Source organism: Stenotrophomonas sp., from assembly GCF_059505245.1.
In genome coordinates, this window is sequence record NZ_JCACKF010000021.1 from 48,774 (window position 1) to 75,003 (window position 26,230).

The window sequence follows — 26,230 nt, forward strand, 5'->3', positions numbered from 1 at the left end:
TCAATGCGGCTCTGGCCCCCACCGGATCCGCTGGCAGCCTTAAAGCTACCTAATCAATATCGGAGTGCCGGATGGCCAACGATGGGGTACACGATCCAGTCAACACCGGACGTCGGCGTTTTCTTTCTGCCACCACAGCCGTGGTGGGCGCCGTCGGCGTCGGATTCACCGCTGTTCCTTTCATCAAATCCTGGAACCCCAGTGCCCGTGCCAAGCTTGCCGGCGCACCGGTGGTGGCCGACATCAGCGCCCTGCAGGAAGGCCAACGCCTGATCGTGGAATGGCGTGGCCAGCCGATCTGGATCGTCAAGCGGTCCAAGGCGATCCTCGATGCACTGCACGGGCTCGATGGCCGCCTCAAGGACCCCGAGTCCGGCGAGAAGGACCAGCAGCCGGACTACGTGCTGAAGCAGAACCCCGAGCTGCGCTCGATCAAGCCGGACATTTCCGTGCTGGTCGGCCTGTGCACGCACCTGGGCTGTTCGCCGGAAATGGTCGCCGAGATCCGGCCTGAACCCTATGACCCGCAGTGGAAGGGCGGCTACTTCTGCCCCTGCCACAAGTCGCGCTTCGACATGTCCGGCCGCGTCTTCAAGGACGTGCCGGCGCCGATCAACCTGAAGGTGCCCGCGCACCATTACCAGGACGACAACACCATCATCATCGGTGTCGATCCGCAGGGGGCAGCCTGATGGCCAATATCCTCGCTCGTACCGCCAGCGGCGTGGCCGACTGGGTCAATGCCCGCGCGCCGGGCCTGATGCCGGTCTATCGCAAGCATGTCACCGAGTACTACGCGCCGAAGAACTTCAACATCTGGTACTACTTCGGTTCGCTGGCGCTGCTGGTGCTGGTCAACCAGATCGTCACCGGCATCTTCCTGACGATGCACTACAAGACCAACGCCGCCGAGGCGTTCGGCTCCATCGAATACATCATGCGTGATGTGGAGTGGGGCTGGCTGATCCGCTACATGCACTCCACCGGGGCCTCGCTGTTCTTCATCGTGGTCTACCTGCACATGTTCCGCGGCCTGCTGTACGGCAGTTACCAGAAGCCGCGCGAGCTGGTGTGGATCCTGGGCATGCTGATCTACCTGGTGCTGATGGCCGAAGCCTTCATGGGCTACGTGCTGCCGTGGGGGCAGATGTCGTTCTGGGGCGCCAAGGTGATCATTTCGCTGTTCGGCGCGATACCGGTGATCGGCAACGGCCTGACCGAGTGGATCATGGGCGACTACCTGCCCAGTGACGCCACGCTCAACCGCTTCTTCGCGCTGCACGTCATCGCACTGCCGCTGGTGCTGCTGTTGCTGGTGGTGCTGCACTTGGGCGCGCTGCACGAGGTGGGGTCGAACAACCCCGATGGCGTGGAGATCAAGAAGGGGCCCAAGGGCAACCGCTGGTCGCCGAACGCCCCGGCCGACGGCATTCCGTTCCATCCGTACTACACGCTCAAGGATGGCGTCGGTGCCGGCTTCCTGCTGATCATCGCCGCCTTCATCATCTTCTTCGCCCCCGGTTTCGGCGGCCTGTTCCTGGAGCACGACAACTTCACCGAAGCCAACCGCCTGGTGACCCCGGAACACATCAAGCCGGTCTGGTACTACACGCCGTACTACGCGATGTTGCGCGTGGTGCCGAACAAGCTGGGCGGCGTGCTGGTGATGTTCTCGGCCATCGCGATCCTGTTCTTGGTGCCGTGGCTGGACAAGGCGAAGGTGAAATCGGTGCGCTACCGCGGCTGGATCTCGAAGGTGATGCTGGGCGTGCTGGCGGTGTGCTTCGTGTGGCTGGGCGTGATTGGTTCCGGCCCGGGCACCGATGTGCACGAGACCTACATCGGGCGGGTGTTGACCTTCCTGTACTTCGCGTTCTTCATCACCATGCCGCTATGGACAAGGTTGGACAGGACCAAGCCGGTACCGGAGAGGGTGACCACGCATGACTGAGCGCTGGATGGTCCGGCTGGCCCTGGCGGCCACCCTGATGCTGGGCAGTTTCCTGGCCTCCGCCGCCGAAGGCGGCACCCCGCTGCTGCAGGCCGGCAACGACCTCGGTGACCGCGCCTCGCTGCAGCGCGGCGCGCAGCTGTACATGAACTACTGCTCCGGCTGCCACGCATTGAAGTACCTGCGCTATTCGCGGATGGCGCAGGACCTCGGCCTGACCGAGGAAGAGGTGATGAACAACCTCAACTTCACCGGCTCGGCGATCGGCGACCCGATCCCGGTGGCGATGCCCAAGGAGAACGCGGAGAAGTGGTTCGGCAAGATGCCGCCCGATCTCAGCCTGATCTCGCGCGTGCGGGGCAGTGACTGGGTCTACACCTATCTCAAGTCGTTCTATCTGGACAGCAGCCGCCCGCTGGGCTGGAACAACGCGCTGTTCGCCAATGCCTCCATGCCCAACCCGCTGTGGGAGATGCAGGGCCTGCAGCATGCGGTGCACGGCAAGGCGGAAGCGCCCGGCATGGACCCGCCGGTGACCGGCCTGAAAATCGAAACGCCCGGGTCGGTCGATGCCGGCCAGTACGATCAGGCCGTTCGGGACATCACCAACTTCCTCGAATACGCCGGTGAACCGGCCGCGCTCAAGCGCCAGCAGCTGGGCGTATGGGTGATCCTGTTCCTGGCCCTGCTGACTTTCCTGCTGTACCTGCTGAAGAAGGAATACTGGAAGGACGTCCACTGATTCTGCCGCCGGCCATCGCCCGGGCCTATTGGCTTTTGTGATGGTCGGTTGCACACTCGGGGTGGAGTCGACCGCTGGCACGGTGCCGGCGGCGCCGATGCGGCAGGCGGTCTCCTGTCGTGGGAGAGCCTTTGATGGCGGCGAGCGTACGCATGCGCAATACACTGACGCTGTTTTCCTCGAACGACGACGTACTGTGCCACCGGGTACGCCTGGTGCTGGCGGCCAAGGGGGTCACCTTCGACTTTGTCCCGGTCGATCCGCAGAACCCGCCTGAAGACCTGATCGATCTCAATCCGTACCACTCGGTGCCGACCCTGGTCGAGCGCGAGCTGGTGCTGTACGCCGCGTCGGTGGTCAGCGAATACCTGGACGAACGCTACCCGCATCCTCCGCTGATGCCGGTCGATCCGCTCTCGCGTGCGCGTATCCGCCTGGCCATGCTGCGCATCGAGCACGACTGGGTACCGCAGGTGCAGGCCATCCAGCTGGGCAACAAGACCCAGGCCGAGGCCGGCCGCAAGCGCCTGAAGGAACTGCTGACCGCCTCGCTGCCGCTGTTCAAGGCCAGCAAGTTCTTCCTCAATCCGGAAATGAGCCTGGCCGACTGTGCAATGGCACCGATCATCTGGCGCCTGCAGTCGCTGGACGTGCCGCTGCCGAAGGACGGCAAGGCGATCGAGGACTATGGCAACCGCATCTTCCGTCACCCGGGTTTCGTCCGCAGCCTGACCGACCAGGAAAAGAAGCTGCGCGATCTGCCGGTCTGATCCAACCTTGCGTAACCCGTCTGCACGCCGACCGGCGTGCAGGCGATCCGCCCCGGCGGGGCGCCGGGCGCGTACACTTCACGCATGACCGAAGACTTCTTCCACATGACCAGCCACCGCCCGTACCTGCTGCGGGCGCTGGTGGAATGGATCAACGACAACCAGCTGACCCCGCACATCCTGGTCGACGCCGGCGTCCCCGGCGTGCAGGTGCCGCCTTCGGCGGTCAAGGACGGCCGGGTCGTGCTCAACATCGCCGAACGCGCCGTCGTGCGGCTGATGATCGACAACGAAATGGTGAGCTTCTCGGCCCGCTTCTCCGGCACCAGCTACCCGGTGCAGGTACCGATCAGCGCCGTGCTGGCAGTCTATGCCCGCGAGACCGGGCAGGGCATGGCGCTGCCGGATGACATTCCGGGCAGCGAGACCGCGCCGACCAGTGACGAACTGCTGCACGAGGACGGCACGCCGCCGGACGATACGCCACCGGCCAGTCCGCCGCCCAAGGGCCGCCCGAACCTGCGCGTGGTCAAGTAACCATTCCGACGCCGCCCCGATGGGCGGCGTCTTCCTTTGCAGGTTTTACCGGTGGGTGCCGGAATTGTGTGGGTGCCGACCGTTGGTCGGCACACCTTCAGTTCTTACACATCCTCGGCATCCTCCACGTCCGGCCGGATCTGGCTGATCCGCGCGGCACCGGGGCCGGTGAACGAGATCAGCTGGTCGCCGCGCAGCACCATGCGGCCCACGTGGCGATCGATGCCATCGTAGGAATACTCGAACTTGAAGGTGCGCTCGAAACCGAGCCGTCCGCCCTCGCCACGCGACAGTCGCAGGCCGGTGGCATGTACCGCCTGATCCAGCCATTGCACGTCGGCAGCGCGGCAGGCATTGCGGCCCAGCTCGACCGCGCGCTCGGCGGCCGAACGCGCCGCATTCCAGAAGAAATAGATGATTCCGCCGGCAATCAGCAACAGCAGCAGGGTGGGCATGGCGTCAGCCGTCAGAGGTCGATCCCGCAAAGATGGCGGCGAACGCGCGCTGGATCAAGCGCTGCACTCACCGCCGTGGCTGCGGTTCGCTGGACATCGGTGATGCGGGCACGGTAGACGGCGCCGTCGCCGGCACCGTCTGCATCGGCGCGGCGGAGGGCGAAGGCATCACCAATGGAGCGGTCGCCGTCAGCTGCAGCAGCGCTGCCCAGTCCTGGCGGTTGAAGCTGCATTCGTCCTCGCGGCCCGGCGTGCAGCTGGGCTCGATGCCGGTGCTGTTGCGTTCGCGCGCCGGCGGCAGCTTGATCAACCCGGTGCGGTCCAGCGGCAGCAGTCGCATCGCCACCGTGTTCATCACGTTGCCGCCCACCAGGTACAGGGTCTGGTCGCCCCCCAGGTTGGCGGCCACCACTACTTCGCAATGTGATTTCCAGTGGCCCACCGAACCGTTGCCCAGTGCCTGCACCAGCCCACTGTAGCTGAGCGTGGTGCTGCGATCGCGCAGGAAGCACAGCAGGTCGCCCGGTGCGGGCTTTGCGGTCGCGGGATCGACCAGCCGGTACGGCACGCCCGAGGGTCCGCCCTGGTACGCGGCACGGATGTAGTCGATGTGGCGTGGCGACGCGTTGAAGCCGGGGACGCCGGACTGCACCATCACCCAGGAAATGAACGCGGCCGACCACGGGTTGTCGATCAGGAAGGTGCGGCAGTCGCTGTCGGTGTAGCGCGTGCCCAGTGGTGCCAGACAGCTGCTGGCGCCGACGATGCTGCCCATCGCGTTGAGCGTGCCGCTGTTGCGCCAGTAGCCGGCCACGCGCTGCCAGGCAATCAGCCCGTTGTCGGCCAGATGTTCGTTCTCGGCCTCGGTGACACTCAGGCTCGCCGCGCGGCCATCGCGATCGATGAAAGGCCGGAACCAGAGCCGGTGTTCATTGCAGGCAGTATTGCGGATGGCCACCGCCAATGGGCTCAGGCCGAAACGCGGTGGCACATCGCAGGCTTCGGCCGCCGCTGCGGACAGGGGGGCCGCGGCCAGCAGCAGACAAGCAGGCAAGAGCATCCGGCGCATGCGCGGCTCCTGTGGGGGATGCCGGCAGCGTCGCAGAGGCGGCCGTAGCCGAGCCGTGAAGGCGTCCCGGGTCGTGTAGAGCCGAGCCCATGCTCGGCTCATCGCGCGAAGCGCGCGCAGGGCGTGCCGCAAATCGACAAGCAGCCGAGCGTAGGCTCGGCTCTACAAGTCCTGCAGGCCTCAGCCCGGCGGTGGGCCGAGCTTCAACGACAGATCGATGGCCTGCACGTGCTTGGTCAGGCCGCCGATGGAGATGCAGTCGACGCCATCCTCGGCGATCGAGCGCAGGCCACCCAGGCCGACGCTGCCGGACACTTCCAGCGGAATGCGGCCGGCCGTGATGCGTACCGCCTCGCGGCGCAGGTCGGGGCTGAAGTCGTCCAGCAGGATGCGTTCGCAACCGGCGTCGAGCGCCTGGCGCAGCTGCGCCAGATCCTCGACCTCGACCACCAGCGGCAGCGCAGGCCACTGCCGGCGTGCGCCCGCCACGGCGTCGGCCAGTGAGCCGGCAGCGCGGATGTGGTTCTCCTTCAGCATCACCGTGTCGTACAGGCCGAAACGATGGTTCTCGCCACCGCCGCAGCGCACCGCGTACTTCTGCGCCAGGCGCAGGCCGGGCAGGGTCTTGCGGGTGTCAAGGATGCGCGTGCCGGTACCGGCCACCGCCGCCACGTAGCGGGCGGTGGTGGTTGCCGTACCGGACAGCGTCTGCAGGAAGTTGAGCGAGGTGCGTTCGGCGCTGACCAGGCTGCGGCTGCGCCCATGCAGCAGGGCCAGCACGGTGCCTGCGGTGACCGCGTCGCCGTCGGAAACCTGCCATTCGATGCGTACGTCCGGGTCGAGCGCGCGGTGGGTGGCGTCGAACCAGGGGCGGCCGGCGATCACCCCGTCCTGCTTGCACAGCAGGTAGGCGCTGTCGGCCTGGTCGGGCAGCAGGGCGGCGGTGACATCACCGCTGCCCAGGTCCTCGGCCAGTGCACGCGCGACATCGGCGGCGACAACGGCCGCATCCGGCGTCGGCAGCGTGCTCATGCGGTCGGGAAATCGGCGATCTGGGCGGTCGGGATGGCTTCCTCGGCCAGCAGCACCGGGATGCCGTCGTCGACGCGGAAGACCTGCTTGCGGTCGCGGGTGACCAGCGCTTCGCGCAGCGGCTGCGCCAGCGGGTTGCCATCGGCCTTGTTCACCGCGCCGGCGGAAATGGCCTTGTTGAGGGCTTCCAGGCCCTTGCCATCCAGCAGGGACAGGGGCTGGCGGGTGTCAGGCGACACCAGCAGGTCGAGCAGCTTGCGATCCATGGTTCTTCGTCTTGCGTGGAAGATGGCTAGAATACGTCTTTAAGGCAGGTGACGGCCAATGACCCCCAACCCGATCGCGCCGCTTGTCGGCATCGTCATGGGTTCCCGTTCCGACTGGGAAACCATGCAGCACGCCGCCCAGAAGCTTGAAGCTCTGGGTGTTCCGTTCGAAGTGAAGGTGGTGTCCGCGCATCGGACGCCGGATGTGTTGTTCAGTTACGCCGAGCAGGCGGGCCCGCGTGGCCTGCGCGCGATCATCGCCGGTGCCGGCGGGGCCGCCCACCTGCCGGGCATGATCGCCGCCAAGACCGCCGTGCCGGTGCTGGGCGTGCCGGTGCAGTCCAAGGCCCTCAACGGCATGGATTCGCTGCTGTCGATCGTGCAGATGCCGGCCGGTATCCCGGTCGCCACCTTCGCCATCGGCAATGCCGGCGCGTCCAACGCGGCGCTGTTCGCCGCCGCGATGCTGGCCAGCGACCAGCCGGCGATCGGCCAGGCGCTCGACGCCTTCCGTGCACGCCAGACCGAAGACGTGATGGCCCACGACGATCCGCGCCAATGAGCCTGACCGTCGGCATCCTGGGCGGCGGCCAGCTCGCCCGCATGATGGTCCTGGCCGGTGCGCCGCTGGGGCTGCGCTTCGAACTGTATGACCCGGCGGCCGACGCCTGCAGCGGCCCGCTGGCGCCGCTCACCGTCGGTGCCTTCGACGACCGCCAGGCGCTGGCGGACTTCGCTGCCAAGGTCGATGTGGTCACCTTCGATTTCGAGAATGTGCCCGCCGACAGTGCACAGTTCCTGGCCGACCGCGTGCCGGTCTACCCGCCGCCGGCCGCGCTGGCGGTGGCCCAGGACCGGTTGAGCGAGAAGACCCTGTTCCAGCAGCTGGGTATTCCGCTGCCGGCCTTCGCTGATATCCGCAGCCGTGACGAGCTGGCGGCGAAAGCCGTCGAATTCGGCCTGCCGTGCATCCTCAAGACCCGCCGCCTGGGCTACGACGGCAAGGGCCAGTTCCGCCTGCGCAGCGAAGCCGACATTGATGCCGCCTGGGATGCGCTGGGTGCACAGGTCGAGCGCACCGGACTGATCCTGGAGGGCTTCGTGGCCTTCCAGCGCGAGGTCAGCGTGGTGGCCGTGCGTGGCCGCGATGGCAGTTTCGAAGCCTGGCCGATCACCGGCAACTGGCATGTCGACGGCGTGCTGTCGGCCAGCGTGGCCCCGGCCGTGCTGTCCGCCGCCGAGCAGCAGGCAGCCATCGGCTATGCACGCCGTGTCGCCGAACACCTGCAGTACGTCGGCGTGTTCGCGCTGGAACTGTTCTGCCGCGATGGCGAGCTGCTGGCCAACGAGATGGCGCCACGCGTGCACAACTCCGGGCACTGGACCATCGAAGGCAGCGAGACCTCGCAGTTCGAGAACCACCTGCGCGCCGTGCTGGGCCTGCCGCTGGGCAGCACCCGCATGCTCGGCCATGCCTGCATGCTGAATTGGCTGGGCCGGATGCCCGACCCGTTGCCGGTGCTGGCCCAGGCCAGTGGCCACTGGCATGACTATGGCAAGGAGTCGCGCGAAGGCCGCAAGGTCGGCCATGCCACGTTGCGCGATGACGATGCCGCAGCACTGGCCGACGCGTTGGACCAGGTGGGCCTGGAACTGGACCGCCAGGCCCAGGTGGCACCGGCGGTGCACGCGCTGCGCAACCGCTGAGTCCGGTAGTGCCGGCCGCAGGCCGGCAGTGCAACGGTGTGGCGCACCGGTGCAGCCATCGGCGCAACATTCCCGGTGGTAGCGTGGAGCTCCTTTCACAGGAGTCACGACCATGCTCGACTGGAATGCCTACCGCAAGGAACTGAAGGGCCGCATCGGCGAGATCGGCAAGCTCTCGCCGGATACGGTCAAGGGCTACGCCACCCTGGCCAATGCCGGTGCCCAGACCAACCACCTGGATGCCAAGACCCGGGAGCTGATCGCGCTGGCGGTGGCGGTGACCACCCGTTGTGACGGCTGCATCACCGTGCACGTGGACGCGGCGCTGAAGCATGGCGCCAGTCGCGAGGAAATCGCCGAGGCGCTGGGCGTGGCGGTCTCGCTCAACGCCGGCGCCGCGCTGGTGTACTCGGCGCGGGTGATGGATGCGGTGGCCGCGCACGAGAGCGCGTGAAGCTTCATCTGTAGAGCCGAGCCCATGCTCGGCTGCTGTCCGGCCAGCCGAGCATGGGCTCGGCTCTACAGGGGGTCAGCGCAGCTGGCTCTCGGCGAATTCCCAGTTGACCATCTGCCAGAATGCGTCCAGGTAACGCGCGCGGTCATTCTGGTAGTCGGTGTAGTACGCGTGCTCCCACACGTCGCAGCACAGCAGCGGGGTGCTGTCGCCGGTCAGGGGCGTGCCGGCGTTGCGGGTGGCCTGGATGCCCAGCTGGCCGCCCGGGTGCTGCACCAGCCACACCCAGCCCGAGCCGAACAGGCCCAGTGCAGCGCGGTTGAATTCCTCGCGCAGGCGCTGCGCGTCACCGAACTGGCGCTTGACCAGCTCGCCCAGCCGGCCCTGCGGTTCGCCGCCGCCGCGCGGGCGCAGGCACTGCCAGTAGAAGCCGTGGTTCCAGGCCTGGGCGGCCGCATCGAACAGCGTGCCCTGGGCATGGCGCACGATCTCTTCAAGCGACGCCTCCTCCCACTCGGTGCCGAGGGTGCCGGCGTTGACCGCGTCGACATAGGCGCGGTGGTGGCGGCCGTGATGCAGTTCCATGGTCTGCGCGGACAGGTGGGGCTGCAGGGAGCCGGAGAGGTAGGGCAGGGCGGGTAATTCGACGGGCATGTGCAGGTTCGTGGCCAGGGGACGGCGGCAGCCTGTTCCATCCGCTTACAATGGCGGCTACCGTGGGCAGTCTAGCCGACCATCACGGTCGGGTTGTCCGGCGAAGCAAGGAGTGTGGTTGTGGCGGTAATGCAGCAAATCCAGGCCGAGGTCGATCGTTACCCGCTCGTGCTGTTCATGAAGGGCACCCCGCAGTACCCGATGTGCGGCTTTTCCAGCCGCGCCGTGCAGGCGTTGATGGCTGCCGGCGCCGTCACCCTGCGCACCGTCAACGTGCTCGAAGAACCGGAGATCCGCGCCAACCTGCCGCGCTTCTCCAACCTGCCGACCTTCCCGCAGCTGTTCATCAACGGCGAGTTGATCGGCGGCTGCGACATCGTCATGGAACTGTTTGAATCCGGCGAGCTCAAGCGCATCGTCGAAGAGGCGACCCAGGGATGAGTGCCTGGCCGTCGACGTCACCGACTGACGGGGCGCTCGATGGCCGCCCCTTGCAGGACCGCGTGGTGCTGGTTGCCGGTGCCGGCGGCGGGCTGGGCAGTGCGGCGGCGATTGCCGCTGCGGCGGCCGGGGCTACGGTGGTCCTGCTGGGGCGCAAGCCGCGCCGGCTGGACCGGGTCTATGCCCAGGTCCAGGCGGTCGGCCCGGAACCCCTGCTGTACCCGATGGACCTGGAGGGTGCCGGCCCCGATGACTATGCCGAACTGGCCCAGGCCCTGCAGCGTGAGCTGGGGCGGCTGGATGGCCTGCTGGTCTGCGCCGCGCATTTCCCCGGCCTGACCCCGTTCGAGCTGGCCGACCCGGCCAGTTTCGCCCGCGCGGTCCATGTCACCCTGACCGCCCCGGCCTGGCTGGCCCAGGCCTGCCTGCCGCTGCTGCGGCAGCGCGAGGATGCTGCCCTGGTCTTCGCGGTCGATGCCCCCGAACGGGTGGGGCAGGCCTACTGGGGCGGGTATGGCGTGGCCCAGCACGGCCTGCGTGGCCTGATCGGCAGCCTGCACGATGAGCTGGGTCGCAGCCCGGTCCGGGTCAGTGGCCTGTACCCGGGGCCCCTGCGCACGGCACTGCGCGCCCGCGCCTATTCCGTCGATCAGGACCCGGCTGCGCAAGGGCCCGAAGCGGCCGCCGCTGCGGCCGTCATCCTGTTGTCCCCGGCCGGCCATGCCTGGCGGGGGACGATTCTCGATGCCAGCGAGGCAGTTCCCCGCGAGTGAGCCCCGGGGAAAGGCGGAGTGAAGAACCCGTCACGATTGCGTTGCGAACCGGTGCCGTTTGTCGCACAACCGTCACATTGATGGCGTAGCGTGTTAATCTAGTGTTAACCGTTATGGCTGCCTTCAGCCAAGCGGTAGGGAACCCCAGATAACTCTCCGACCAGCCACCCGCAGGGCTGTTTGGATGCGCTTTTTTTTCCGCCATCGCCAACTCGCATCGAGGCTACCGAAAAATGACCCACCCACTCCGGATGTCCAAGCTTACCCTTGGTCTCGTGGCTGCACTTGCTGCCGCTCCCGCCTTCGCCCAGACCACCACTGCCGGTGTCGGCGGCCAGGTCGTGACCAGCGGCGGCCAGCCCGTCGCCGGTGCTGAAGTCACCATCACCCACACCGAGTCGGGCACGGTTTCGCGCGCTACTACCGACGCGGCGGGTCGCTACAACGCGCGCGGCCTGCGCGTGGGTGGTCCCTACACCATCACCATCACCAAGCCGGGTGAAGGCACCAAGACCGAAGATGGTGTGTACCTGGGCGTGAACCAGACCGGCACCATCAATGCCATCCTGACCGGTGACGTGGCCAAGGCCACCAACCTGGACACCGTGCAGGTCACCGCTGTCGGCGGCGGCTCGGAGGTGTTCAGTGCCACCAAGATGGGCTCGGGCACCAACATCAGCCAGGAGCAGATCGAGATTGCGCCGTCCATCGGCGGCAACATCCAGGATCTGATGCGCCTGGATCCGCGCGTCACCTTCATCGATCGCGCCTCGGGCTCGATCTCGGCCGGTGGCCAGAACCCGCGCTACAACTCGATCAACATCGACGGCGTCTCGGCCAGCGACACCTTCGGCCTGGAAGGCAACAACATGCCGACCCGCCGCCAGCCGGTCGCGATGGAAGCCATCGAAGCGCTGGACATCAACCTGTCCAACTACGACGTCAGCATCGCTGGCGCTGCCGGTGCCACCGTCAATGCGGTGACCAAGTCCGGTACCAATGAATTCCACGGTTCGGTGTACGGCACCTACCGTGACGGTGACTGGTTCGGCAAGAACCCGGAAGGCAAGAAGTTCAACGGCTTCAATGACGAAAAGACCTACGGCATGACCCTGGGCGGCCCGATCGTCAAGGACAAGCTGTTCTTCTTCGCCAACTACGAGAAGTTCAAGCAGTCCGCGCCGGGCGCCGATCTGTCCAGCACCGCGCTGGGCAAGGCCAATGCCGACTACAGCATGGCTGACGTGACCCGTGCCCAGGAAATCGCCAAGGGTTATGGCTTCGATGCCGGCGGTATCGAAAGCAACGGCAACACGGATCTGGAAGAGTACGCGCTGAAGCTCGACTGGAACATCAACGAGAACCACCGCGCCAACATCCGTTACAGCAAGCTCGAGCAGAGCAAGCTGCGCATCAACGGCATGGGCTCGACCTCGCAGGCTTCGCTGAGCTCTTACTGGTACCAGCACGTCAAGACCAACGAGAGCTACGTCGCCCAGGTCTTCAGCGACTGGACCGACACCTTCTCGACCGAGTTGAAGGCTTCGTACCGCGAGTACTCGGCCGTCCGCGAGGTGCCGACCAATGCCCCGAGCATCCGCATCTACTTCCCGCGCGGTGGCGATGTGACCACGCCGGAAGGCGACTCGCTGTTCCTGGGTACCGAGACCAACTCGCAGAACAACGTGCTGGAAACCAAGGCGTGGAACTACTACGCCGCCGGTACGCTGACCTTGGGTGACCACGACCTGAAGTTCGGTGGTTCGTACGACACCAACGATGTCTACAACTACTTTGGCGCTGGCTCGTGGGGTGCTTACACCTTCTATGGCCTGGACAATTTCGCCAAGGGGCAGTGGCAGACCTACCAGCTGAACAAGGAAAAGAGCGCGAACTCGATCGCGGCTGACTACAAGTACAGCAACCTGGCCCTGTTCGTGCAGGACACCTGGTACGTCAACAGCAACCTGACCCTGACCATGGGTCTGCGTGGCGACCGGCCGAAGGTGAGCCCGGCGCCGGCGTACAACCAGAAGGCGCAGACTGTCTTCGGTTATGACAATAGTGCGGTGTTCCCGAGCAAGTTCCTGATCCAGCCGCGCTTCGGCTTCAACTACACCTTCGACACCGAGCGCCCGACACAGCTGCGCGGCGGCATCGGCCTGTTCCAGGGTGATGCACCGCAGGTGTGGATCAGCAACAGCTACTCCACCACCGGCTTCAACTACGACTCGTACAACATCAGCCGCTACAACGGCCAGAAGTTCAATCCGGACAAGGACAACCAGCCGGTCCCGACCACTCCGGGCAGCGCGCTGCAGAACGTCAACTTCGTCGGCCGCGACTTCAAGCTGCCGTCGCTGTACAAGGCCAACCTGGCCTTCGATCACGAGCTGCCTTGGTACGGCATGGTCGCCTCGGCCGAGCTGCTGGTCACCAAGGTCAAGGATGGCCTGTACTACCAGCACCTGAACCTGGGCAAGGGCCGTCAGGTCGGTGCCGATGGTCGCGTGAACTACTACGTGCCTTCGGCTGACGGCAGGGCGTGGGGCACCAACGATGCGCGTAATGGTTATGCCGCACAGGGCTTCAACAACGTCTACCTGATCGACAACACCGATCAGGGCCGCACCTCGCAGTTCACCGTCTCGCTGAGCAAGCCGTGGAGCGCGAGCAGCGACTGGTCCTGGAACCTGGGCTACACCTACACCGATGCCAAGGAAGTGGGTAGCCTGACCAGCTCCACCGCCAGCTCGGGCTGGGGCTACCAGTACGCCTTCAATGCCAACGAGGAAATGCTGAACACCTCGCGCTACCAGATCCGAGACCGCCTGTCGGGCTCGCTGAACTGGAAGCACAAGTTCTTCGGCGACTACGAGACCAAGGTGGGTCTGGTGTACGAAGGCCGCAGCGGCCGCCCGTACAGCTACATCTATGTGAACGACGCCAACGGCGACGGCCGTTCGGGCAACGACCTGTTCTACGTGCCGCGTCGCGGCGAGGTCCTGTTCGGTACCCTGTCCAACAACGGCAAGTTCACCGCCGATGCGGCGATGGAGAAGTCGTTCTTCGACTGGCTGGCGGCCAACCCGCAGCTGGCCAAGTACGAAGGCCAAGTGGCTCCGGCCAACCAGTTCCGTACCGGCTGGATCAACACCTTCGACATCCGTATCAGCCAGCAGCTGCCGGGCTTCATGAAGGGCCACAAGTCGGAGATCTGGCTGGACATCCAGAACGTCGGCAACATGCTCAACAAGAAGTGGGGCAACATCTACGACTACGGCTTCTACGCCAACGCTCGTGTTGCCAGCCTGCAGGGCCTGTACAACGGCAAGTACGTCTACAACTACCGTGGCGCGGACCTGCCGAGCGTCGCCAACTCCGATGCTGACGGCTTCGACGTCGGTGTCTCGCAGTGGTCGATGCAGCTGGGCTTCCGCTACCAGTTCTGATGCACTGACGTAGCGCTGCTGTAAACGGAAACGGCCGGGGAAACCCGGCCGTTTTCCGTTCAGGCGAAAGTCCTTGCGGGGCGCTGGGCAACGGCGTAGCATCTGGAAATGTGCGCGGCGTCAACGCCGCCCAGGCGGTCCCGGACAGGCGAACGCGGGCAGCACACATCCAACGGTCGGGCTTCCCGGCCGTTTTGCTTTTTAAGGGGGCGGCAGTACAGTCGGAAACCTTGAAGGAAGCGAAAAATTGGATATGACCACGAACGAAAAATCAGCCCGTGCACTGCCGGTGCAGGATGCGCGGATCTACCCGCGCGGTGGGCTGGATGTGCTGTCGCGGGCCGAGGTCGCACGCCTGCGCGATGCCTCCGCCGGCGGCATGCATGAGCTGCTGCGCCGCTGCGCGCTGGCTGTGCTGACCAGCGGCAGCGCTTCGGACGATCCGCGCGCGGCGCGCGACCTCTACCCTGATTTCGACATCCAGGTGGCGCAGCAGGATCGCGGCGTGCGCATCGACCTGGTCAACGCACCGGCGATGGCCTTCGTCGACGGCGAGATCATCCGCGGTGTCGCCGAACTGCTGTTCGCCGTCGTGCGCGACCTGGCCTACATGGCCATCGAGATGGGCCCGGCCTACGCGGCCGAGCTGGAGTCGTCCGAGGGCATCACCAACGCGGTGTTCGGCCTGCTGCGCAATGCGCGCATCCTCAACCCGGGCGATCCGAACCTGGTGGTGTGCTGGGGCGGCCATTCGATCTCGCGCGACGAGTACCTGTACACCAAGCAGGTGGGTTACGAGCTGGGCCTGCGCGGCCTGGACATCTGCACCGGCTGCGGTCCGGGTGCGATGAAGGGCCCGATGAAGGGCGCCACCATCGCCCATGCCAAGCAGCGCCGTACCGTGACGCGCTACATCGGCCTCACCGAGCCGGGCATCATCGCGGCCGAGTCGCCGAACCCGATCGTCAACCACCTGGTGATCATGCCGGACATCGAGAAGCGCCTTGAGGCCTTCGTCCGCATCGGCCACGGCATCATCGTGTTCGCCGGTGGCGTCGGCACTGCCGAAGAGATCCTGTACCTGCTCGGCATCCTGCTGCGCGAGGAGAACAAGGACCTGCCGTTCCCGCTGATCCTTACGGGCCCGACCGTGGCGGCGCCGTACTTCGAGCAGATCGACCGCTTCATCCGCCTGACCCTGGGTGATGAGGCTGCCGAGCGCTACGAGATCATCATCGGTGACCCGGTCGCGGTGGCCAAGAAGATGGCCAACGGCATCAAGCGCGTGCGCGAGCACCGCCTGGCGCAGAAGGACTCGTTCTTCTTCAACTGGTCGATCGAGATCCCGTGGGAGTACCAGCAGCCGTTCGTGCCGACCCACGAGGCGATGGCCGCGCTGGACCTGCACCACGGGCGTGCGCCGCACGCGCTGGCGGCCGATCTGCGCCGGGCGTTCTCGGGCATCGTCGCCGGCAACGTGAAGGAGGACGGCATGCGCCGCATCGAGCAGTTCGGGCCGTTCCAGATCCACGGGGATCCGGACATGATGCAGGCGCTGGATGCGCTGCTGCGCGCCTTCGTCGAGCAGCGCCGGATGAAGATCTCCGGCGAATACCAGCCCTGCTACCAGGTGCTGGCCTGAACCCGGGCCGGCGCGATGGGGATCGCGCCGGCACGGGCAGGGGAGGGCGGGTCGTCAAGCCTTTGACGCCCGTCGCCCCGGATTGACCGTTCATCCTGCCGCCGCTTGCCGGTGGCGGGACGATGGCCCATCGTGGCCACCAACACGCTGGGGAGCGTCCAATGTCTTTGCGCCGGCAAAACGGTTTCACGCTGGTTGAACTGATGGTCACGCTGGCCGTCTTCGTGATCCTGGCGTCGATCGCCTATCCGAGCTTCCGCGGGATGATCCGCTCGAACCGGCTGGCGACCGCCAACAATGAACTGATCGCGCTGGCCAACCTGGCCCGCAGCGAAGGCATCCGCAACAGCAACGGTGGCGGTGTCTGTGGCAGCGCCGATGGCAAGGCCTGTGATGGCGACTGGTCCAAGGGTGTGCTGGCCTGGTCGGACCTGGATGGCGACGGCCAGATGGGCAGCAATGACGTCGCGCTGCGCTTTTCTCAGGGCAATCCGCAGCTGAGCGTAGTCGGCCCACCGGGCGCGGTCATCGCCTTCGACGGGCGCGGCCGGCGCAGGGCGGTCGCTGATCAGACCCTGGTGCTGTCGCCGGATGCGTGCAAGGCCGGTGAATCGAAAAGCACGTTGACGATCAACCAATCCGGCCAGGTCCGGGTGACCAGGGGAGCCTGCTCATGAGCCGCCGCAACCTGGCCCGCCCGCGCTCGTCGCAGGGTGGCTTCAGCCTGATCGAAGTGATGGTGGCGGTGCTGATCCTGGCGTTCGGGCTGCTGGGCTTTGCCTTGCTGCAGACCACCAACGTCCGCTTCGTGCAGAGCGCAAACTACCGCACCCAGGCGACCAACCTGGCCAACGACCTGATCGAGCTGATGCGCGCCCAGCGCACCGATACCCTGGCCGGTGGGGCCTATTCCTCGGCCTCGTTCTCGGCCGGCTCGGTGAAGCCCAGCGGCGTCTGCGCCTGGCCGACCGGCGCTGCCGTGACGCCGAAGACGAACGTGGCGCGATGGCAGTGCGAGGTCGCGCGCACGCTGGGCGAGAAGGCCAGCGCGCAGGTGACCTTCGTGCAGAGCACCGGCCAGGTCACCGTGGCCATCAGCTGGGGTGACCAGCGCTGGGATCCGAAGGATCCCGACAGCCTTACCACCTTCGGCCTGACGACCTTCCTGTGAACGCGCCCATGAGTCCAATTTCGCGAGCCCGAGGCCTGTCGCTGATCGAACTGATGATCGCCATGGTCATCGGCCTGGTCCTGATGCTGGGCGTCACCCAGATCTTCATCGCCTCGCGTGCGGCGTCGCGGCTGTCCGAAGGCGCGGCCCGTACCCAGGAGAACGCGCGCTTCGCGCTGGATTTCCTGCAGCGTGACCTGCGCATGGCCGGCCACTTCGGCTGCGTCAACGACCAGGCCCACGTGGTCAAGAACACCGGCGATGTCGGCTATCACCTGGGCATCAGCTCGGGCAGTGGCGACCCGCAGGATTTCTCGGTTCCGGTGCAGGGGTATGAGGCAGCAGGTACGGCGCCGGGCGCCACGCTGACGCTGGGCCGTGCGTGGAGCGCGGCGCAGTCGGTACCGAAGAGCATCACCAACCTCAAGCCGGCGCCGTTGCCTGGCAGCGACATCCTTGTGCTGCGCCTGATGAGTCCGGAAGGGGCCGTGGTGACCGGCATCTCCGTGGCCGCGGGTGCGACCACGCTGACCGTCTCCAGTGATGGCATGGCCCGACTGAAGGCCAACGCCGCAGGTACGCCGACGGTCTTCGGCATAGCCGACTGCACCCGTGCCGACGTCTTCCCCGCCACCATCAGCGGTTCGACCTTGAAGGTGGACAAGGTCGACCTGAGCAACTATTCGATCAACAACGCGATGACCATGCTGTATCGCGCCGATGGCATGGCGTACTACATCGCGACCAATCCCAATGGCGAGCCGGCGCTTTACCGGGCACGCGCGAATGGCGCCGGCGGCTACGCCGATGGCGAGGAGCTGGTGGAAGGCATCGAGAACATGCAGTTCCTGTACGGACTGGATGCCACCCCGGATATCGCCCTGCCCACGCCGCCGACCGGTCGCATCGTCGACCAGCGCGTGGCCAGTGCGGTCAGTACCGGTACCGATGCCACCGCCGCAGGGCAGTGGCGCCGCGTCGGCATGGTGCAGGTCGGCCTGCTGGCGCGCAGTCCGCAGCGTGCGTCGGCCGAAGCGCCGGGCAGTGCGGCCACGTATCCGGCCATCCTCGGGGTGGGCTTTGCCCCGGCCGATCCTTACGACCAGCGCCATCGTGGCGCCTATGAAGCGTCCGTTGCGCTGCGCAACCGCTTGTTCGGGAACTGACGACCATGCGCACTCATCCTTCCTCCCGACGCCGTCCCTTCGTTGCCCAGGCACGACAGCAGGGTGCCGTTCTCTATGTCGCGCTGATCATGCTGGTGCTGCTGGCCCTGCTGGGCGTGATCGGCATGCAGGTGGCCGGCATGCAGGAACGCATGGCGGCCGGCTACCGGGCGACCAACATGGCGCTCCAGAACGCGGAAGGCGCGGCACGCAGCGCCGAGAACGCCGTGGAGAACATCGCCAACCGCAAGGATGCCGGCGCCAATCCGGCCGTGGCCTCCTCCGACATCAACCAGCAGTGCGATGACGGCTTCGACCCCTCGGCCTGGGTCGCGAAAACCAAGCTGGGCAGCAAGCCGGCCATCTATGTCCGTGAGATCCAGGGCTGCATCCAGGGGGAGGGTGCGCTGGACATGGGCAAGTCGGTGGAGAAGCCGACGCCGGTCTACCAGATCACGACCTATGCCGGTGATACCACCAGTGATGCGACGTCGCGTGCGGCGATCGATACCGTATTCAAGCTGTGAGGGTGGGGAGCCCATGAACACTCGCAACCGCAGGATCCTGGCAGGCGTTGGCCTTGCCGTCTTGGCCGCTGGCGGCTATCTGGCGCATACCTTGTTTGCCGCACAGGCGCAGGGCGTGCTGGCACAGGAGCCGATGAACGTGCAGACGCGCGCGACACCGGCGTTCATCATGGCGGTGGACGATTCGGGTTCGATGAACTTCGAACGCATGTTCCCCGGTGGTGACGGCCGCATGCGCTGGAACAGCAACACCAACAGCTTCTTCAACAACGATGGAAGCTTCTTCAGCGTGGGCTCGGCGTGCGCCAGCAACTCGGTGGACTGTTACCTCTACCTGTATCCGCACGCGGAGTTCAACAAGGAATACTCGCCAGGCCGCGCCATTCCGCCGCTGGATATCTACGGCTTCGCGCGTTCGCATGTCTACAACGCCAGTTACTTCAACCCGGCAGTGACCTATCGGCCGTGGACCAATGCCGATGGCACGCTGTGGGCAGATGCCTCGATCACCCAGACCCGCGCCGATCCCCGGTCCGGCCAGCGCGGCTACAACGCCGTGTACAACATGACCGTCAATCGGGCCGACACGTCGGAAAAGTTCCAGTTCGTCAACGGTATGCGGATTCCCGACCTTTCCGGTACCGGCAATGAATACTATGTCGACAGCTGGTGGGATGGTGGATGGAAGACCGCCGCGATCAGCAACACCGGCAATACCACATACTCCATCAGTTATTTTCCGGCGACCTTCTACCTGCCGGCTGCAGCGCCTGCACCGGACGGATACAAGACCGACGACGCCAGTCGCCCGGTGATTACCGGTGCCTGTGGTCCGGGCTGCAACCTGCGTCGCTACCAGATCAAGCCGGGCAATTACTCGAGTCCGGCCGCCTACAACGCCGCGATCCAGAATTTCGCCAACTGGTTCCAGTATCACCGCAACCGCGTGCTGGCCATCGTCGGTTCGTCGACCGCCGCCCTGGTGAGCGTGGATACGATGCGGGTGGGCTACTTCACCATCAACAAGCTCAGCAACGCGACCATGTATGACATGGTCACCAACCGAGCTGACCTCTACAAGCAGATTTATGCGCTGACGGCCAACGGCGGCACGCCCAACCGTCGCGCGGTGGAGTATCTCGTCGACCAGTTCCGTCGTACCGACGCCGATGCCCCCGTGCAGCTGGCTTGCCAGCGTAATGGCGGCATGCTGTTCACCGATGGCTACACCAACTCCGGCAATGCACCGAGCGCGTCCTTCGGTGACGCCGACTCGGTGAACTCGACCCACCTGCCGTCCATTCCGTTCTCCGACGGCTACAGCAATACCATCGCCGACATCGCCGCGGCGGCTTATGCAGGCGCCCGGACCCCCCTGCGCACCGGGACCAGCTTCCCGGCGGGGCAGGTGCCGGTCAGTGACAAGTGCAGCTCCCTGGACAAGAGCAGCCCGGACTGGAAGCGCCTGGACTGCCAGACCGACCTGCACATGAACTTCTACGGCGTGACCCTGGGCGCGCAGGGCAAGATCTACGGCGTCAACCAGGCCGCAACCGCCGATCCGTACAAGACGGCGCCGAACTGGGCCGGCAATGGCAATCCGCTGGACGTCGATGACGGTACCGTCATCGATGAGCTGTGGCATGCGGCCGTCAACAGCCGTGGCGAATTCATCAACGCGCAGACCCCGGCGGACGTCACCGAGGCCATGCGTCGGGTGCTGTCCTCGATCAGTGGTGGTGCGTCGCCTTCAGGCACGATCGGTATCAGTGGTGCGCGCATCGGCACCGGCTCACTGGCGGTCACCCCACGCTATGACATCACCAACAGCGGCACCGACTGGTCGAGCAAGCTGACTGCGGCCAGCGTCAAGGTCAACGCCGACCAGGTCGCGGAGCTCACCGAGGTGTGGGAAGCCTCCAGCCGCCTGACGTCGTCCGGCCGCCGGATCGTGGCCAACAAGCTGGGTTCGCCGGTGGACTTCAACAGTGCCCGTATCAGCCTGCAGGATCTGTGCAGCAAACCCGACGGCAAGTACGCGTCGATGCTGGTCTGCTCCACCGACAAGCTGACGACGATCAAGGCCGATCTGGCCAGTGCCATCAACTATCTCAGTGCCGACAGCTCCACCGAGGTCCGCAACGGCGGCAAGTATCGTGACCGGACCACGCCGCTGGGTGACATCGTCAATTCGGCGCCGGTGGTCAGCTCGCCGCTGGACGACTACGGGTACCGCCAGCTCGGCGGCACCTACGCCAAGAGCTACACCGACTACCTGGCGACCAAGGCCAAGTCCCAGCGGTACATGGTCTATGTCGGTGCCAATGACGGCATGCTGCACGCCTTCGATGGCGGCATGAAGGCCGATGCCAAGCAGGACGGCACCGGCGGCACGGAGAGCTTTGCCTACATCCCGGCCACCGCGCTGGGGCACATGGCCAACCTGCTGTTCCCCTACAAGTCCGATACGGCCGACCAGACCTTCCGCCACCGCTATTACGTCGATGGCCCGATTGCCGTGGCCGATACCTACAACGGCACCGCGTGGCAGACCAGCCTGGTGGGCACCACGGGTGCAGGTGGCCGTTCGGTGTTCGCGCTGGACGTCACCACGCCGGGCAGCTTCGGCACCGGCAACGTGCTGTGGGAAATCAGCGACATCAACGCGTCGCTGAGGGACGAGGTGCGCAACAACATCGGATTCGTGCTGGGCAAGCCGGTGATCGTGCCGGTGAAGAGCGGCACCGGCGTCGCCTGGAAGGCGATCTTCGGCAATGGGTACGGCAGCGCCAATGGCAAGGCGGTGCTGTTCGTGGTCGACATGGCCAGTGGCGACATCCGGATGATCGAAGCCGTCGAGGGTACGTCAGGCGCCGGCATCTCCGGGAGCAACGGACTGGGCAATGTTGTGGTTGTCGATCGCTGGACCGGTACCAACCAGGATGCGCGCGGCCGTGATGGACTGGCCGACACCGTCTATGCCGCCGATCAGCGTGGCGCCGTGTGGAAGTTCGACCTGACCAGCAGTGCGAACACCACGCTGACCGTGCCGATGTTCACCAGCCAGGTTGCCCAGGACTCCTCCACCAAGACCTACCGCCAGCCGATCACCGGTGGCATGACTGCTGCCACCGGTCCTTCGGGCGGCGTGATGCTCTATTTCGGCACCGGCAGCTTCTCCTTCACCAGCGACAAGGATGACAAGGCGCAGCAGGCGCTGTACGCCGTGAACGATCTGTCGGGGAAGACGGTGACCTCGACGGTGACCGCTGCCAACCTGGTTCCGTACACGGCCGCGGCCGCCACTGCAGGCGTTGATGAACGCAAGATCACGGCGGGGACGGCCCCGGCAAATGCCCGGGGCTGGATGATCCAGCTGCCTGCCGGCAATGGCGAGCGTGCGGTGGGCAACCCGATCCTGGTCAGTGGCATCGTCTTCATGCCGACCTACGTGCCCAACATGCAGTCGGTAGGCTGTTCGACCAGCGGTTCGAACTGGCTGTTCGGGCTGTCGTCGATCAGCGGCTTGCCGATGTTGGAGAACGTGCGCTATGGCTCGCCGACCGGCAGCCGGCCCGGGGCAGCGACCGCCGCCATCGCGTTGAAGACCGGAGGAACTGCGCCGGTCCGTGACGTTTCGCTGTCGGTGCTGCCGCGTCCGACGGACAACAAGGCGCCGCCCGGAGGCAGCTCCTGCTGGATGGCCGTCGGCGCGGCGGGCAGCCAGTCGCTGTATCTGCCTTACCCTTGCGGTCGCCAGTCCTGGCGCCAGCTCCAGTAACCCCAGTGCGAGGATCCACGCTCATGCTGCACACTCACATGCCTCGCCGCGCGGCTGGCTTTACGCTGATCGAATTGATGATCGTGGTGATCGTCATCGGCATCCTGGCGGCGATCGCCATTCCGTCCTATCAGGAATACGTGCGCCGATCGCATCGTGCCGTGGTGAAGGCGGACCTGGCTGAGTACGCACAGCGCGCCGAGCGCTACCACACCAGCAACAACTCCTACACCGGCTACGCGCTGCCGACCAAGGTGTCGCCCCGTGATGGCGGTACCGTGCGCTACAACCTGGACTACAAGGGGGATGGCACCAGCTTCACCATCACCGCCACCCCGCAGGGCACGCAGGCCAAGGACAGCTGCGGCACGATGAGCGTGGACCAGGCCAACCGCAAGACGGCCGACGGTGGCGTTGCCAGCTGCTGGTGAAACAGGTGTTGATCTTCCTGTAATCGACCAGTACAATGCGCCTCCCCGCCCGAATAGCTCAGCCGGTTAGAGCACTTGACTGTTAATCAGGGGGTCGTTGGTTCGAGTCCAACTTCGGGCGCCAGACACTGCAAAAGCCGCGAGAAATCGCGGCTTTTGCTTTTCTGCGCAGGCAGTCAGCAGGGCGTATCGCGGTCCACGCGTTCACTTCGCACGCGGCCGCCATTGTTGACGATCAACGCACCGTGCAGCCGGTTGCCCGCGCAGATGCGCAGGGTCAGGTTGGCCCCTGGGCTGCGTCCGTCTGCCTGGAAGAACAGCTGGGGCCGCCCGCTGCTGGCCTGGGCAAGGATCGATATGTCCGAGCGCCCGGTGTGATGGTTCAGGATCGCCTCCCGCGACGTTGGCTCCCCGCGCTGGTCGCCACTGCGGTAGATGATCCAGCCGGCGCTCCAGTCGTCGCTGCAGTGCAGGCCGTCGATACTGGCGCAGAGGCCGATCAGCTCGCGTCTGCGCAATGCCTCGCTGCGCGCGCCGGCCAGGCTGGCGTGCAGGGTCAGTTGTAGTGCATCGGCGCGTTGCCGCAGCAGCAAAGGCTGCAGCGCCGGCCAGGACGCCGCCAGCAGCACCGCCAGCACGGCGATGACCACCAGCAGTTCGGTCAGGTGCACGCCCCGCGCAGAGCGGGGGCCGAGGGGGCAGGGGGCATGGGTCGGGTGCATGCATCCAGCCTCCGCGCCCGGCTGCGCGGCCGCCATCGGGAATCCCCGTGGCGGGCTGCCCGGCCACCCCTCAGCCAGCCGTCACCCCTAGCCCCGTATACTCATCCTTCCCGGGAACTGGCAACACCATGAGCGACAGTTTTGAACTTGTCTCGCCGTATTCGCCGGCGGGCGACCAGCCCGATGCCATCGCGAAGCTGACCAGCAACTTCGAGGCCGGCATCGCCAAGCAGACCCTGCTGGGCGTGACCGGCTCGGGCAAGACCTACACCATCGCCAACGTCATCCAGAACATTCAGAAGCCGACGCTGATCATGGCGCCGAACAAGACGCTGGCGGCGCAGCTGTATGGCGAATTCAAGGCGTTCTTCCCGCACAACGCGGTGGAGTATTTCGTCAGCTATTACGACTACTACCAGCCGGAAGCCTACGTGCCGTCGTCGGACACCTTCATCGAGAAGGACAGTTCGATCAATGAACATATCGAGCAGATGCGGCTGGCCGCGACCAAGACCCTGCTGTCGCGCCCGGACGCGATCGTGGTGGCGACGGTGTCGGCGATCTATGGCCTGGGCGCGCCGGAAGACTACCTGTCGCTGCGCCTGATCCTGTCCAAGGGCGAGCGCATCGACCAGCGCGACCTGATCAACCACCTGACCCAGCTGCAGTACACGCGCAATGAGTACGAACTGCAGCGCGGCACCTTCCGCGTGCGCGGTGAAGTGATCGACGTGTTCCCGGCCGAGTCGGACAGTGAAGCGCTGCGCCTCGAGCTGTTCGATGGCGAGGTCGAGAAGATCACCCTGTTCGATCCGCTGACCGGCGAGACGCTGCGCAACATGCAGCGCTTCACCGTGTATCCGAAGACCCACTATGCGACCACGCGCGAACGCGTGCTGGCGGCGATCGAGACGATCAAGGTGGAGCTGAAGGAGCGGCTGGAGCAGCTGTACGCGCAGAACAAGCTGGTGGAGGCGCAGCGTTTGGCGCAGCGCACCCAGTTCGACCTGGAGATGATGGCCGAGGTCGGTTACTGCAACGGCATCGAGAACTACTCCCGGCACCTGACCGGCAAGGCCGCCGGCGAGCCGCCGCCGACCCTGTTCGACTACCTGCCGGCCGATGCGCTGCTGGTCATCGACGAATCGCATGTGACCATTCCGCAGATCGGCGCCATGTTCAAGGGCGATCGCTCGCGCAAGGAAACCCTGGTCGAGTTCGGCTTCCGCCTGCCGTCCGCGCTGGACAATCGTCCGCTGCGTTTCGAGGAATGGGAGGAGCGTTGCCCGCGCAGCATCTACGTGTCGGCCACGCCGGGTCCGTATGAATACCGCGAGGCCGGAGACGAGATCACCGAACTGGTGGTGCGCCCGACCGGCCTGATCGACCCGGTGGTGGAGATCCGGCCGGTGGGTACCCAGGTCGACGACCTGATGAGCGAGGCCAACGCGCGCATCAAGGCGGGCGACCGCGTGCTGGTCACCACGCTGACCAAGCGCATGGCTGAAAACCTCACTGAATACCTCACCGAGCATGGCATCCGCGTGCGTTACCTGCACTCGGACGTGGACACGGTCGAGCGTGTGGAGATCATCCGCGACCTGCGCCTGGGCAAGTTCGACGTGCTGGTCGGCATCAACCTGCTGCGCGAAGGCCTGGACATGCCCGAGGTATCGCTGGTGGCGATCCTCGATGCCGACAAGGAGGGTTTCCTGCGCTCCACCGGCTCGCTGATCCAGACCATCGGCCGCGCCGCCCGCAACGTGCGCGGCAAGGCGATCCTGTATGCCGACCGGATCACCCGTTCGATGCAGGCGGCGATCGATGAAACCGACCGCCGCCGCGCCAAGCAGGTCGAGTACAACGAAGAACATGGCATCGTGCCGCGTTCGGTGGCGCGCCCGATCGTCGACGTCCTGGAGGGCGCGCGTTCGGACGCCGCGGAGAAGGAAGCCAAGAAGGGCAAGGGCAAGGGCCGGGCGGGCGTGGCCGAAGAGGCGACCGACTATCGTTCGCTGTCGCCGGCGCAGCTGGCTGTCCGTCTCAAGGCGCTGGAACAGCAGATGTACCAGCACGCCAAGGATCTGGAATTCGAGGATGCCGCGCGCGTGCGTGACCAGATCCGCCAGCTGAAGGAAGCCAGCCTGGGCTGAACGCGGCAGTGCAGCATCATCTTCACAAAAGTGTTGCGCTTCCTTGCCGGCATCCGTAATATACGCGGCCTGCACCGACGCAATCGCGGAAATGCAGAAGCAAAACGGGCGGTTAGCTCAGCGGTAGAGCACTACCTTGACATGGTAGGGGTCACAGGTTCGAACCCTGTACCGCCCACCACGAAGTCCTCGCAAAAGGGCTCTCGTGAACTGCAAAGCCCGGCCCTGGCGCCGGGTTTTTACGTAACAAGGCCAGCCTTCGGGCGGCAAGAACAAGATGGGCGGTTAGCTCAGCGGTAGAGCACTACCTTGACATGGTAGGGGTCACAGGTTC

General features: G+C 65.7%; 25 protein-coding genes and 3 tRNA genes (1 of these 28 running past the window's edge). 22 read left to right on the forward strand and 6 right to left on the reverse strand.

The genetic code is table 11. The features are described from left to right. Positions 1–71 precede the first annotated feature (71 nt). The 5 genes from petA (at position 72) to AC5JLE_RS09320 (ending at position 4,000) form a co-directional block, all read left to right on the forward strand. Positions 72–692, forward strand: coding sequence for a ubiquinol-cytochrome c reductase iron-sulfur subunit (gene petA, locus AC5JLE_RS09300; RefSeq protein WP_004151998.1), 621 nt, complete (start codon positions 72–74; stop codon positions 690–692). Continuing rightward, positions 692–1,951 (forward strand): cytochrome b, encoded by a 1,260-nt coding sequence (locus AC5JLE_RS09305; RefSeq protein WP_014646581.1) that lies wholly within the window; start codon positions 692–694, stop codon positions 1,949–1,951. The genes petA and AC5JLE_RS09305 overlap by 1 nt, the downstream gene beginning before the upstream one ends. Continuing rightward, entirely contained in the window at positions 1,944–2,693 is a 750-nt protein-coding gene (locus tag AC5JLE_RS09310) for a cytochrome c1 (RefSeq protein ID WP_032960911.1), read from the forward strand. The genes AC5JLE_RS09305 and AC5JLE_RS09310 overlap by 8 nt, the downstream gene beginning before the upstream one ends. 134 nt (positions 2,694–2,827) lie before the next feature. Continuing rightward, positions 2,828–3,463: a glutathione S-transferase N-terminal domain-containing protein gene (locus AC5JLE_RS09315; protein WP_005408842.1), complete on the forward strand. Its 636-nt coding sequence runs from the start codon at positions 2,828–2,830 to the stop codon at positions 3,461–3,463. Between the two features lie 84 nt (positions 3,464–3,547). Then, entirely contained in the window at positions 3,548–4,000 is a 453-nt protein-coding gene (locus AC5JLE_RS09320; protein WP_014646584.1) for a ClpXP protease specificity-enhancing factor, read from the forward strand. 104 nt (positions 4,001–4,104) lie between these two features. On the opposite strand, the gene AC5JLE_RS09325 is transcribed toward AC5JLE_RS09320, so the two are convergent. The 4 genes from AC5JLE_RS09325 to AC5JLE_RS09340 form a co-directional block, all read right to left on the reverse strand. Then, positions 4,105–4,455, reverse strand: a complete 351-nt coding sequence (locus AC5JLE_RS09325) for a DUF3301 domain-containing protein (protein WP_496065241.1) — start codon at positions 4,453–4,455, stop codon at positions 4,105–4,107. A 67-nt stretch (positions 4,456–4,522) separates the two neighbouring features. Beyond that, positions 4,523–5,524, reverse strand: a complete 1,002-nt coding sequence (locus AC5JLE_RS09330) for a DUF2272 domain-containing protein (protein WP_496065242.1) — start codon at positions 5,522–5,524, stop codon at positions 4,523–4,525. A 180-nt stretch (positions 5,525–5,704) separates the two neighbouring features. Then, the gene (gene nadC, locus AC5JLE_RS09335; RefSeq protein WP_014646586.1) at positions 5,705–6,556 is read right to left on the reverse strand and encodes a carboxylating nicotinate-nucleotide diphosphorylase; all 852 of its coding nucleotides are present in this window, start codon (positions 6,554–6,556) and stop codon (positions 5,705–5,707) included. Further along, positions 6,553–6,822: a Trm112 family protein gene (locus AC5JLE_RS09340; protein ID WP_014036599.1), complete on the reverse strand. Its 270-nt coding sequence runs from the start codon at positions 6,820–6,822 to the stop codon at positions 6,553–6,555. The genes nadC and AC5JLE_RS09340 overlap by 4 nt, the downstream gene beginning before the upstream one ends. A 58-nt stretch (positions 6,823–6,880) precedes the next feature. Here AC5JLE_RS09340 and purE point away from each other — a divergent pair, with 58 nt between their 5' ends. The 3 genes from purE (at position 6,881) to AC5JLE_RS09355 (ending at position 8,983) form a co-directional block, all read left to right on the forward strand. Next, entirely contained in the window at positions 6,881–7,384 is a 504-nt protein-coding gene (gene purE / locus AC5JLE_RS09345; RefSeq protein WP_005412808.1) for a 5-(carboxyamino)imidazole ribonucleotide mutase, read from the forward strand. Beyond that, entirely contained in the window at positions 7,381–8,529 is a 1,149-nt protein-coding gene (locus AC5JLE_RS09350; RefSeq protein WP_032960908.1) for a 5-(carboxyamino)imidazole ribonucleotide synthase, read from the forward strand. The genes purE and AC5JLE_RS09350 overlap by 4 nt, the downstream gene beginning before the upstream one ends. A 112-nt stretch (positions 8,530–8,641) precedes the next feature. Further along, a complete protein-coding gene (locus tag AC5JLE_RS09355) occupies positions 8,642–8,983 on the forward strand; it encodes a carboxymuconolactone decarboxylase family protein (protein ID WP_004152082.1) in 342 nt (113 codons plus the stop codon). 75 nt (positions 8,984–9,058) lie between these two features. Here the strand turns inward: AC5JLE_RS09355 and AC5JLE_RS09360 are convergent, their stop codons facing one another. After that, complete coding sequence (locus tag AC5JLE_RS09360; RefSeq protein WP_496065243.1) at positions 9,059–9,637, reverse strand: superoxide dismutase; 579 nt, start codon at positions 9,635–9,637, stop codon at positions 9,059–9,061. A gap of 120 nt (positions 9,638–9,757) precedes the next feature. On the opposite strand from AC5JLE_RS09360, the gene grxD reads away from it, so the two are divergent. The 11 genes from grxD (at position 9,758) to AC5JLE_RS09415 (ending at position 23,145) form a co-directional block, all read left to right on the forward strand. Next, positions 9,758–10,078 carry a Grx4 family monothiol glutaredoxin gene (gene grxD / locus AC5JLE_RS09365; protein ID WP_005415957.1) on the forward strand — a complete coding sequence of 107 codons (321 nt, stop codon included), beginning with the start codon at positions 9,758–9,760 and terminating at the stop codon, positions 10,076–10,078. Then, on the forward strand, positions 10,075–10,851 hold the full coding sequence (locus AC5JLE_RS09370; RefSeq protein WP_049419100.1) for an SDR family NAD(P)-dependent oxidoreductase: 777 nt from the start codon (positions 10,075–10,077) through the stop codon (positions 10,849–10,851). Before grxD ends, AC5JLE_RS09370 begins: the two co-directional genes overlap by 4 nt. A 233-nt stretch (positions 10,852–11,084) precedes the next feature. Beyond that, positions 11,085–14,303, forward strand: coding sequence for a TonB-dependent receptor (locus AC5JLE_RS09375; protein WP_462458799.1), 3,219 nt, complete (start codon positions 11,085–11,087; stop codon positions 14,301–14,303). Between the two features lie 253 nt (positions 14,304–14,556). After that, positions 14,557–15,945: a nucleotide 5'-monophosphate nucleosidase PpnN gene (gene ppnN / locus AC5JLE_RS09380; RefSeq protein WP_014036604.1), complete on the forward strand. Its 1,389-nt coding sequence runs from the start codon at positions 14,557–14,559 to the stop codon at positions 15,943–15,945. 161 nt (positions 15,946–16,106) lie between these two features. Further along, complete coding sequence (locus tag AC5JLE_RS09385; protein ID WP_496065245.1) at positions 16,107–16,622, forward strand: GspH/FimT family pseudopilin; 516 nt, start codon at positions 16,107–16,109, stop codon at positions 16,620–16,622. Next, positions 16,619–17,116, forward strand: a complete 498-nt coding sequence (gene pilV / locus AC5JLE_RS09390; protein WP_046429810.1) for a type IV pilus modification protein PilV — start codon at positions 16,619–16,621, stop codon at positions 17,114–17,116. Before AC5JLE_RS09385 ends, pilV begins: the two co-directional genes overlap by 4 nt. Before the next feature lie 8 nt (positions 17,117–17,124). Then, a complete protein-coding gene (locus AC5JLE_RS09395; RefSeq protein ID WP_049407947.1) occupies positions 17,125–18,282 on the forward strand; it encodes a PilW family protein in 1,158 nt (385 codons plus the stop codon). A gap of 5 nt (positions 18,283–18,287) precedes the next feature. Then, the gene (locus AC5JLE_RS09400) at positions 18,288–18,809 is read left to right on the forward strand and encodes a pilus assembly PilX family protein (protein ID WP_046429812.1); all 522 of its coding nucleotides are present in this window, start codon (positions 18,288–18,290) and stop codon (positions 18,807–18,809) included. Positions 18,810–18,822: 13 nt separating this feature from the next. Next, positions 18,823–22,590, forward strand: a complete 3,768-nt coding sequence (locus AC5JLE_RS09405) for a pilus assembly protein (RefSeq protein WP_049407951.1) — start codon at positions 18,823–18,825, stop codon at positions 22,588–22,590. 23 nt (positions 22,591–22,613) lie between these two features. Then, positions 22,614–23,021, forward strand: coding sequence for a type IV pilin protein (locus AC5JLE_RS09410; protein ID WP_014646597.1), 408 nt, complete (start codon positions 22,614–22,616; stop codon positions 23,019–23,021). Between the two features lie 47 nt (positions 23,022–23,068). Further along, a tRNA-Asn gene (locus AC5JLE_RS09415) sits at positions 23,069–23,145 on the forward strand. A gap of 52 nt (positions 23,146–23,197) precedes the next feature. Here AC5JLE_RS09415 and AC5JLE_RS09420 read toward each other — a convergent pair. Next, positions 23,198–23,743, reverse strand: a complete 546-nt coding sequence (locus tag AC5JLE_RS09420) for a GspH/FimT family pseudopilin (RefSeq protein ID WP_197556761.1) — start codon at positions 23,741–23,743, stop codon at positions 23,198–23,200. Positions 23,744–23,871: 128 nt separating this feature from the next. Between AC5JLE_RS09420 and uvrB the strand changes: the two genes are divergently transcribed. The 3 genes from uvrB to AC5JLE_RS09435 all read left to right on the forward strand — a co-directional run. Beyond that, positions 23,872–25,896: an excinuclease ABC subunit UvrB gene (uvrB, locus tag AC5JLE_RS09425; RefSeq protein ID WP_014646599.1), complete on the forward strand. Its 2,025-nt coding sequence runs from the start codon at positions 23,872–23,874 to the stop codon at positions 25,894–25,896. 106 nt (positions 25,897–26,002) lie between these two features. After that, positions 26,003–26,077 (forward strand) — tRNA-Val (locus AC5JLE_RS09430). A gap of 98 nt (positions 26,078–26,175) precedes the next feature. Then, positions 26,176–26,230: transfer RNA gene (locus AC5JLE_RS09435), tRNA-Val, on the forward strand (it continues 120 nt past the right edge of the window).

What these genes read in the sequence shown, in the direction of transcription:
- petA (WP_004151998.1), top strand. Translation starts at nt 72, where the DNA reads ATGGCCAACGATGGGGTACACGATCCAGTCAACACCGGACGTCGGCGT.
- AC5JLE_RS09305 (WP_014646581.1), top strand. Translation starts at nt 692, where the DNA reads ATGGCCAATATCCTCGCTCGTACCGCCAGCGGCGTGGCCGACTGGGTC.
- AC5JLE_RS09310 (WP_032960911.1), top strand. Translation starts at nt 1,944, where the DNA reads ATGACTGAGCGCTGGATGGTCCGGCTGGCCCTGGCGGCCACCCTGATG.
- AC5JLE_RS09315 (WP_005408842.1), top strand. Translation starts at nt 2,828, where the DNA reads ATGGCGGCGAGCGTACGCATGCGCAATACACTGACGCTGTTTTCCTCG.
- AC5JLE_RS09320 (WP_014646584.1), top strand. Translation starts at nt 3,548, where the DNA reads ATGACCGAAGACTTCTTCCACATGACCAGCCACCGCCCGTACCTGCTG.
- AC5JLE_RS09325 (WP_496065241.1), bottom strand. Translation starts at nt 4,455, where the DNA reads ATGCCCACCCTGCTGCTGTTGCTGATTGCCGGCGGAATCATCTATTTC.
- AC5JLE_RS09330 (WP_496065242.1), bottom strand. Translation starts at nt 5,524, where the DNA reads ATGCGCCGGATGCTCTTGCCTGCTTGTCTGCTGCTGGCCGCGGCCCCC.
- nadC (WP_014646586.1), bottom strand. Translation starts at nt 6,556, where the DNA reads ATGAGCACGCTGCCGACGCCGGATGCGGCCGTTGTCGCCGCCGATGTC.
- AC5JLE_RS09340 (WP_014036599.1), bottom strand. Translation starts at nt 6,822, where the DNA reads ATGGATCGCAAGCTGCTCGACCTGCTGGTGTCGCCTGACACCCGCCAG.
- purE (WP_005412808.1), top strand. Translation starts at nt 6,881, where the DNA reads ATGACCCCCAACCCGATCGCGCCGCTTGTCGGCATCGTCATGGGTTCC.
- AC5JLE_RS09350 (WP_032960908.1), top strand. Translation starts at nt 7,381, where the DNA reads ATGAGCCTGACCGTCGGCATCCTGGGCGGCGGCCAGCTCGCCCGCATG.
- AC5JLE_RS09355 (WP_004152082.1), top strand. Translation starts at nt 8,642, where the DNA reads ATGCTCGACTGGAATGCCTACCGCAAGGAACTGAAGGGCCGCATCGGC.
- AC5JLE_RS09360 (WP_496065243.1), bottom strand. Translation starts at nt 9,637, where the DNA reads ATGCCCGTCGAATTACCCGCCCTGCCCTACCTCTCCGGCTCCCTGCAG.
- AC5JLE_RS09370 (WP_049419100.1), top strand. Translation starts at nt 10,075, where the DNA reads ATGAGTGCCTGGCCGTCGACGTCACCGACTGACGGGGCGCTCGATGGC.
- AC5JLE_RS09375 (WP_462458799.1), top strand. Translation starts at nt 11,085, where the DNA reads ATGACCCACCCACTCCGGATGTCCAAGCTTACCCTTGGTCTCGTGGCT.
- ppnN (WP_014036604.1), top strand. Translation starts at nt 14,557, where the DNA reads ATGACCACGAACGAAAAATCAGCCCGTGCACTGCCGGTGCAGGATGCG.
- AC5JLE_RS09385 (WP_496065245.1), top strand. Translation starts at nt 16,107, where the DNA reads ATGTCTTTGCGCCGGCAAAACGGTTTCACGCTGGTTGAACTGATGGTC.
- pilV (WP_046429810.1), top strand. Translation starts at nt 16,619, where the DNA reads ATGAGCCGCCGCAACCTGGCCCGCCCGCGCTCGTCGCAGGGTGGCTTC.
- AC5JLE_RS09395 (WP_049407947.1), top strand. Translation starts at nt 17,125, where the DNA reads ATGAGTCCAATTTCGCGAGCCCGAGGCCTGTCGCTGATCGAACTGATG.
- AC5JLE_RS09400 (WP_046429812.1), top strand. Translation starts at nt 18,288, where the DNA reads ATGCGCACTCATCCTTCCTCCCGACGCCGTCCCTTCGTTGCCCAGGCA.
- AC5JLE_RS09405 (WP_049407951.1), top strand. Translation starts at nt 18,823, where the DNA reads ATGAACACTCGCAACCGCAGGATCCTGGCAGGCGTTGGCCTTGCCGTC.
- AC5JLE_RS09410 (WP_014646597.1), top strand. Translation starts at nt 22,614, where the DNA reads ATGCTGCACACTCACATGCCTCGCCGCGCGGCTGGCTTTACGCTGATC.
- AC5JLE_RS09420 (WP_197556761.1), bottom strand. Translation starts at nt 23,743, where the DNA reads ATGCACCCGACCCATGCCCCCTGCCCCCTCGGCCCCCGCTCTGCGCGG.
- uvrB (WP_014646599.1), top strand. Translation starts at nt 23,872, where the DNA reads ATGAGCGACAGTTTTGAACTTGTCTCGCCGTATTCGCCGGCGGGCGAC.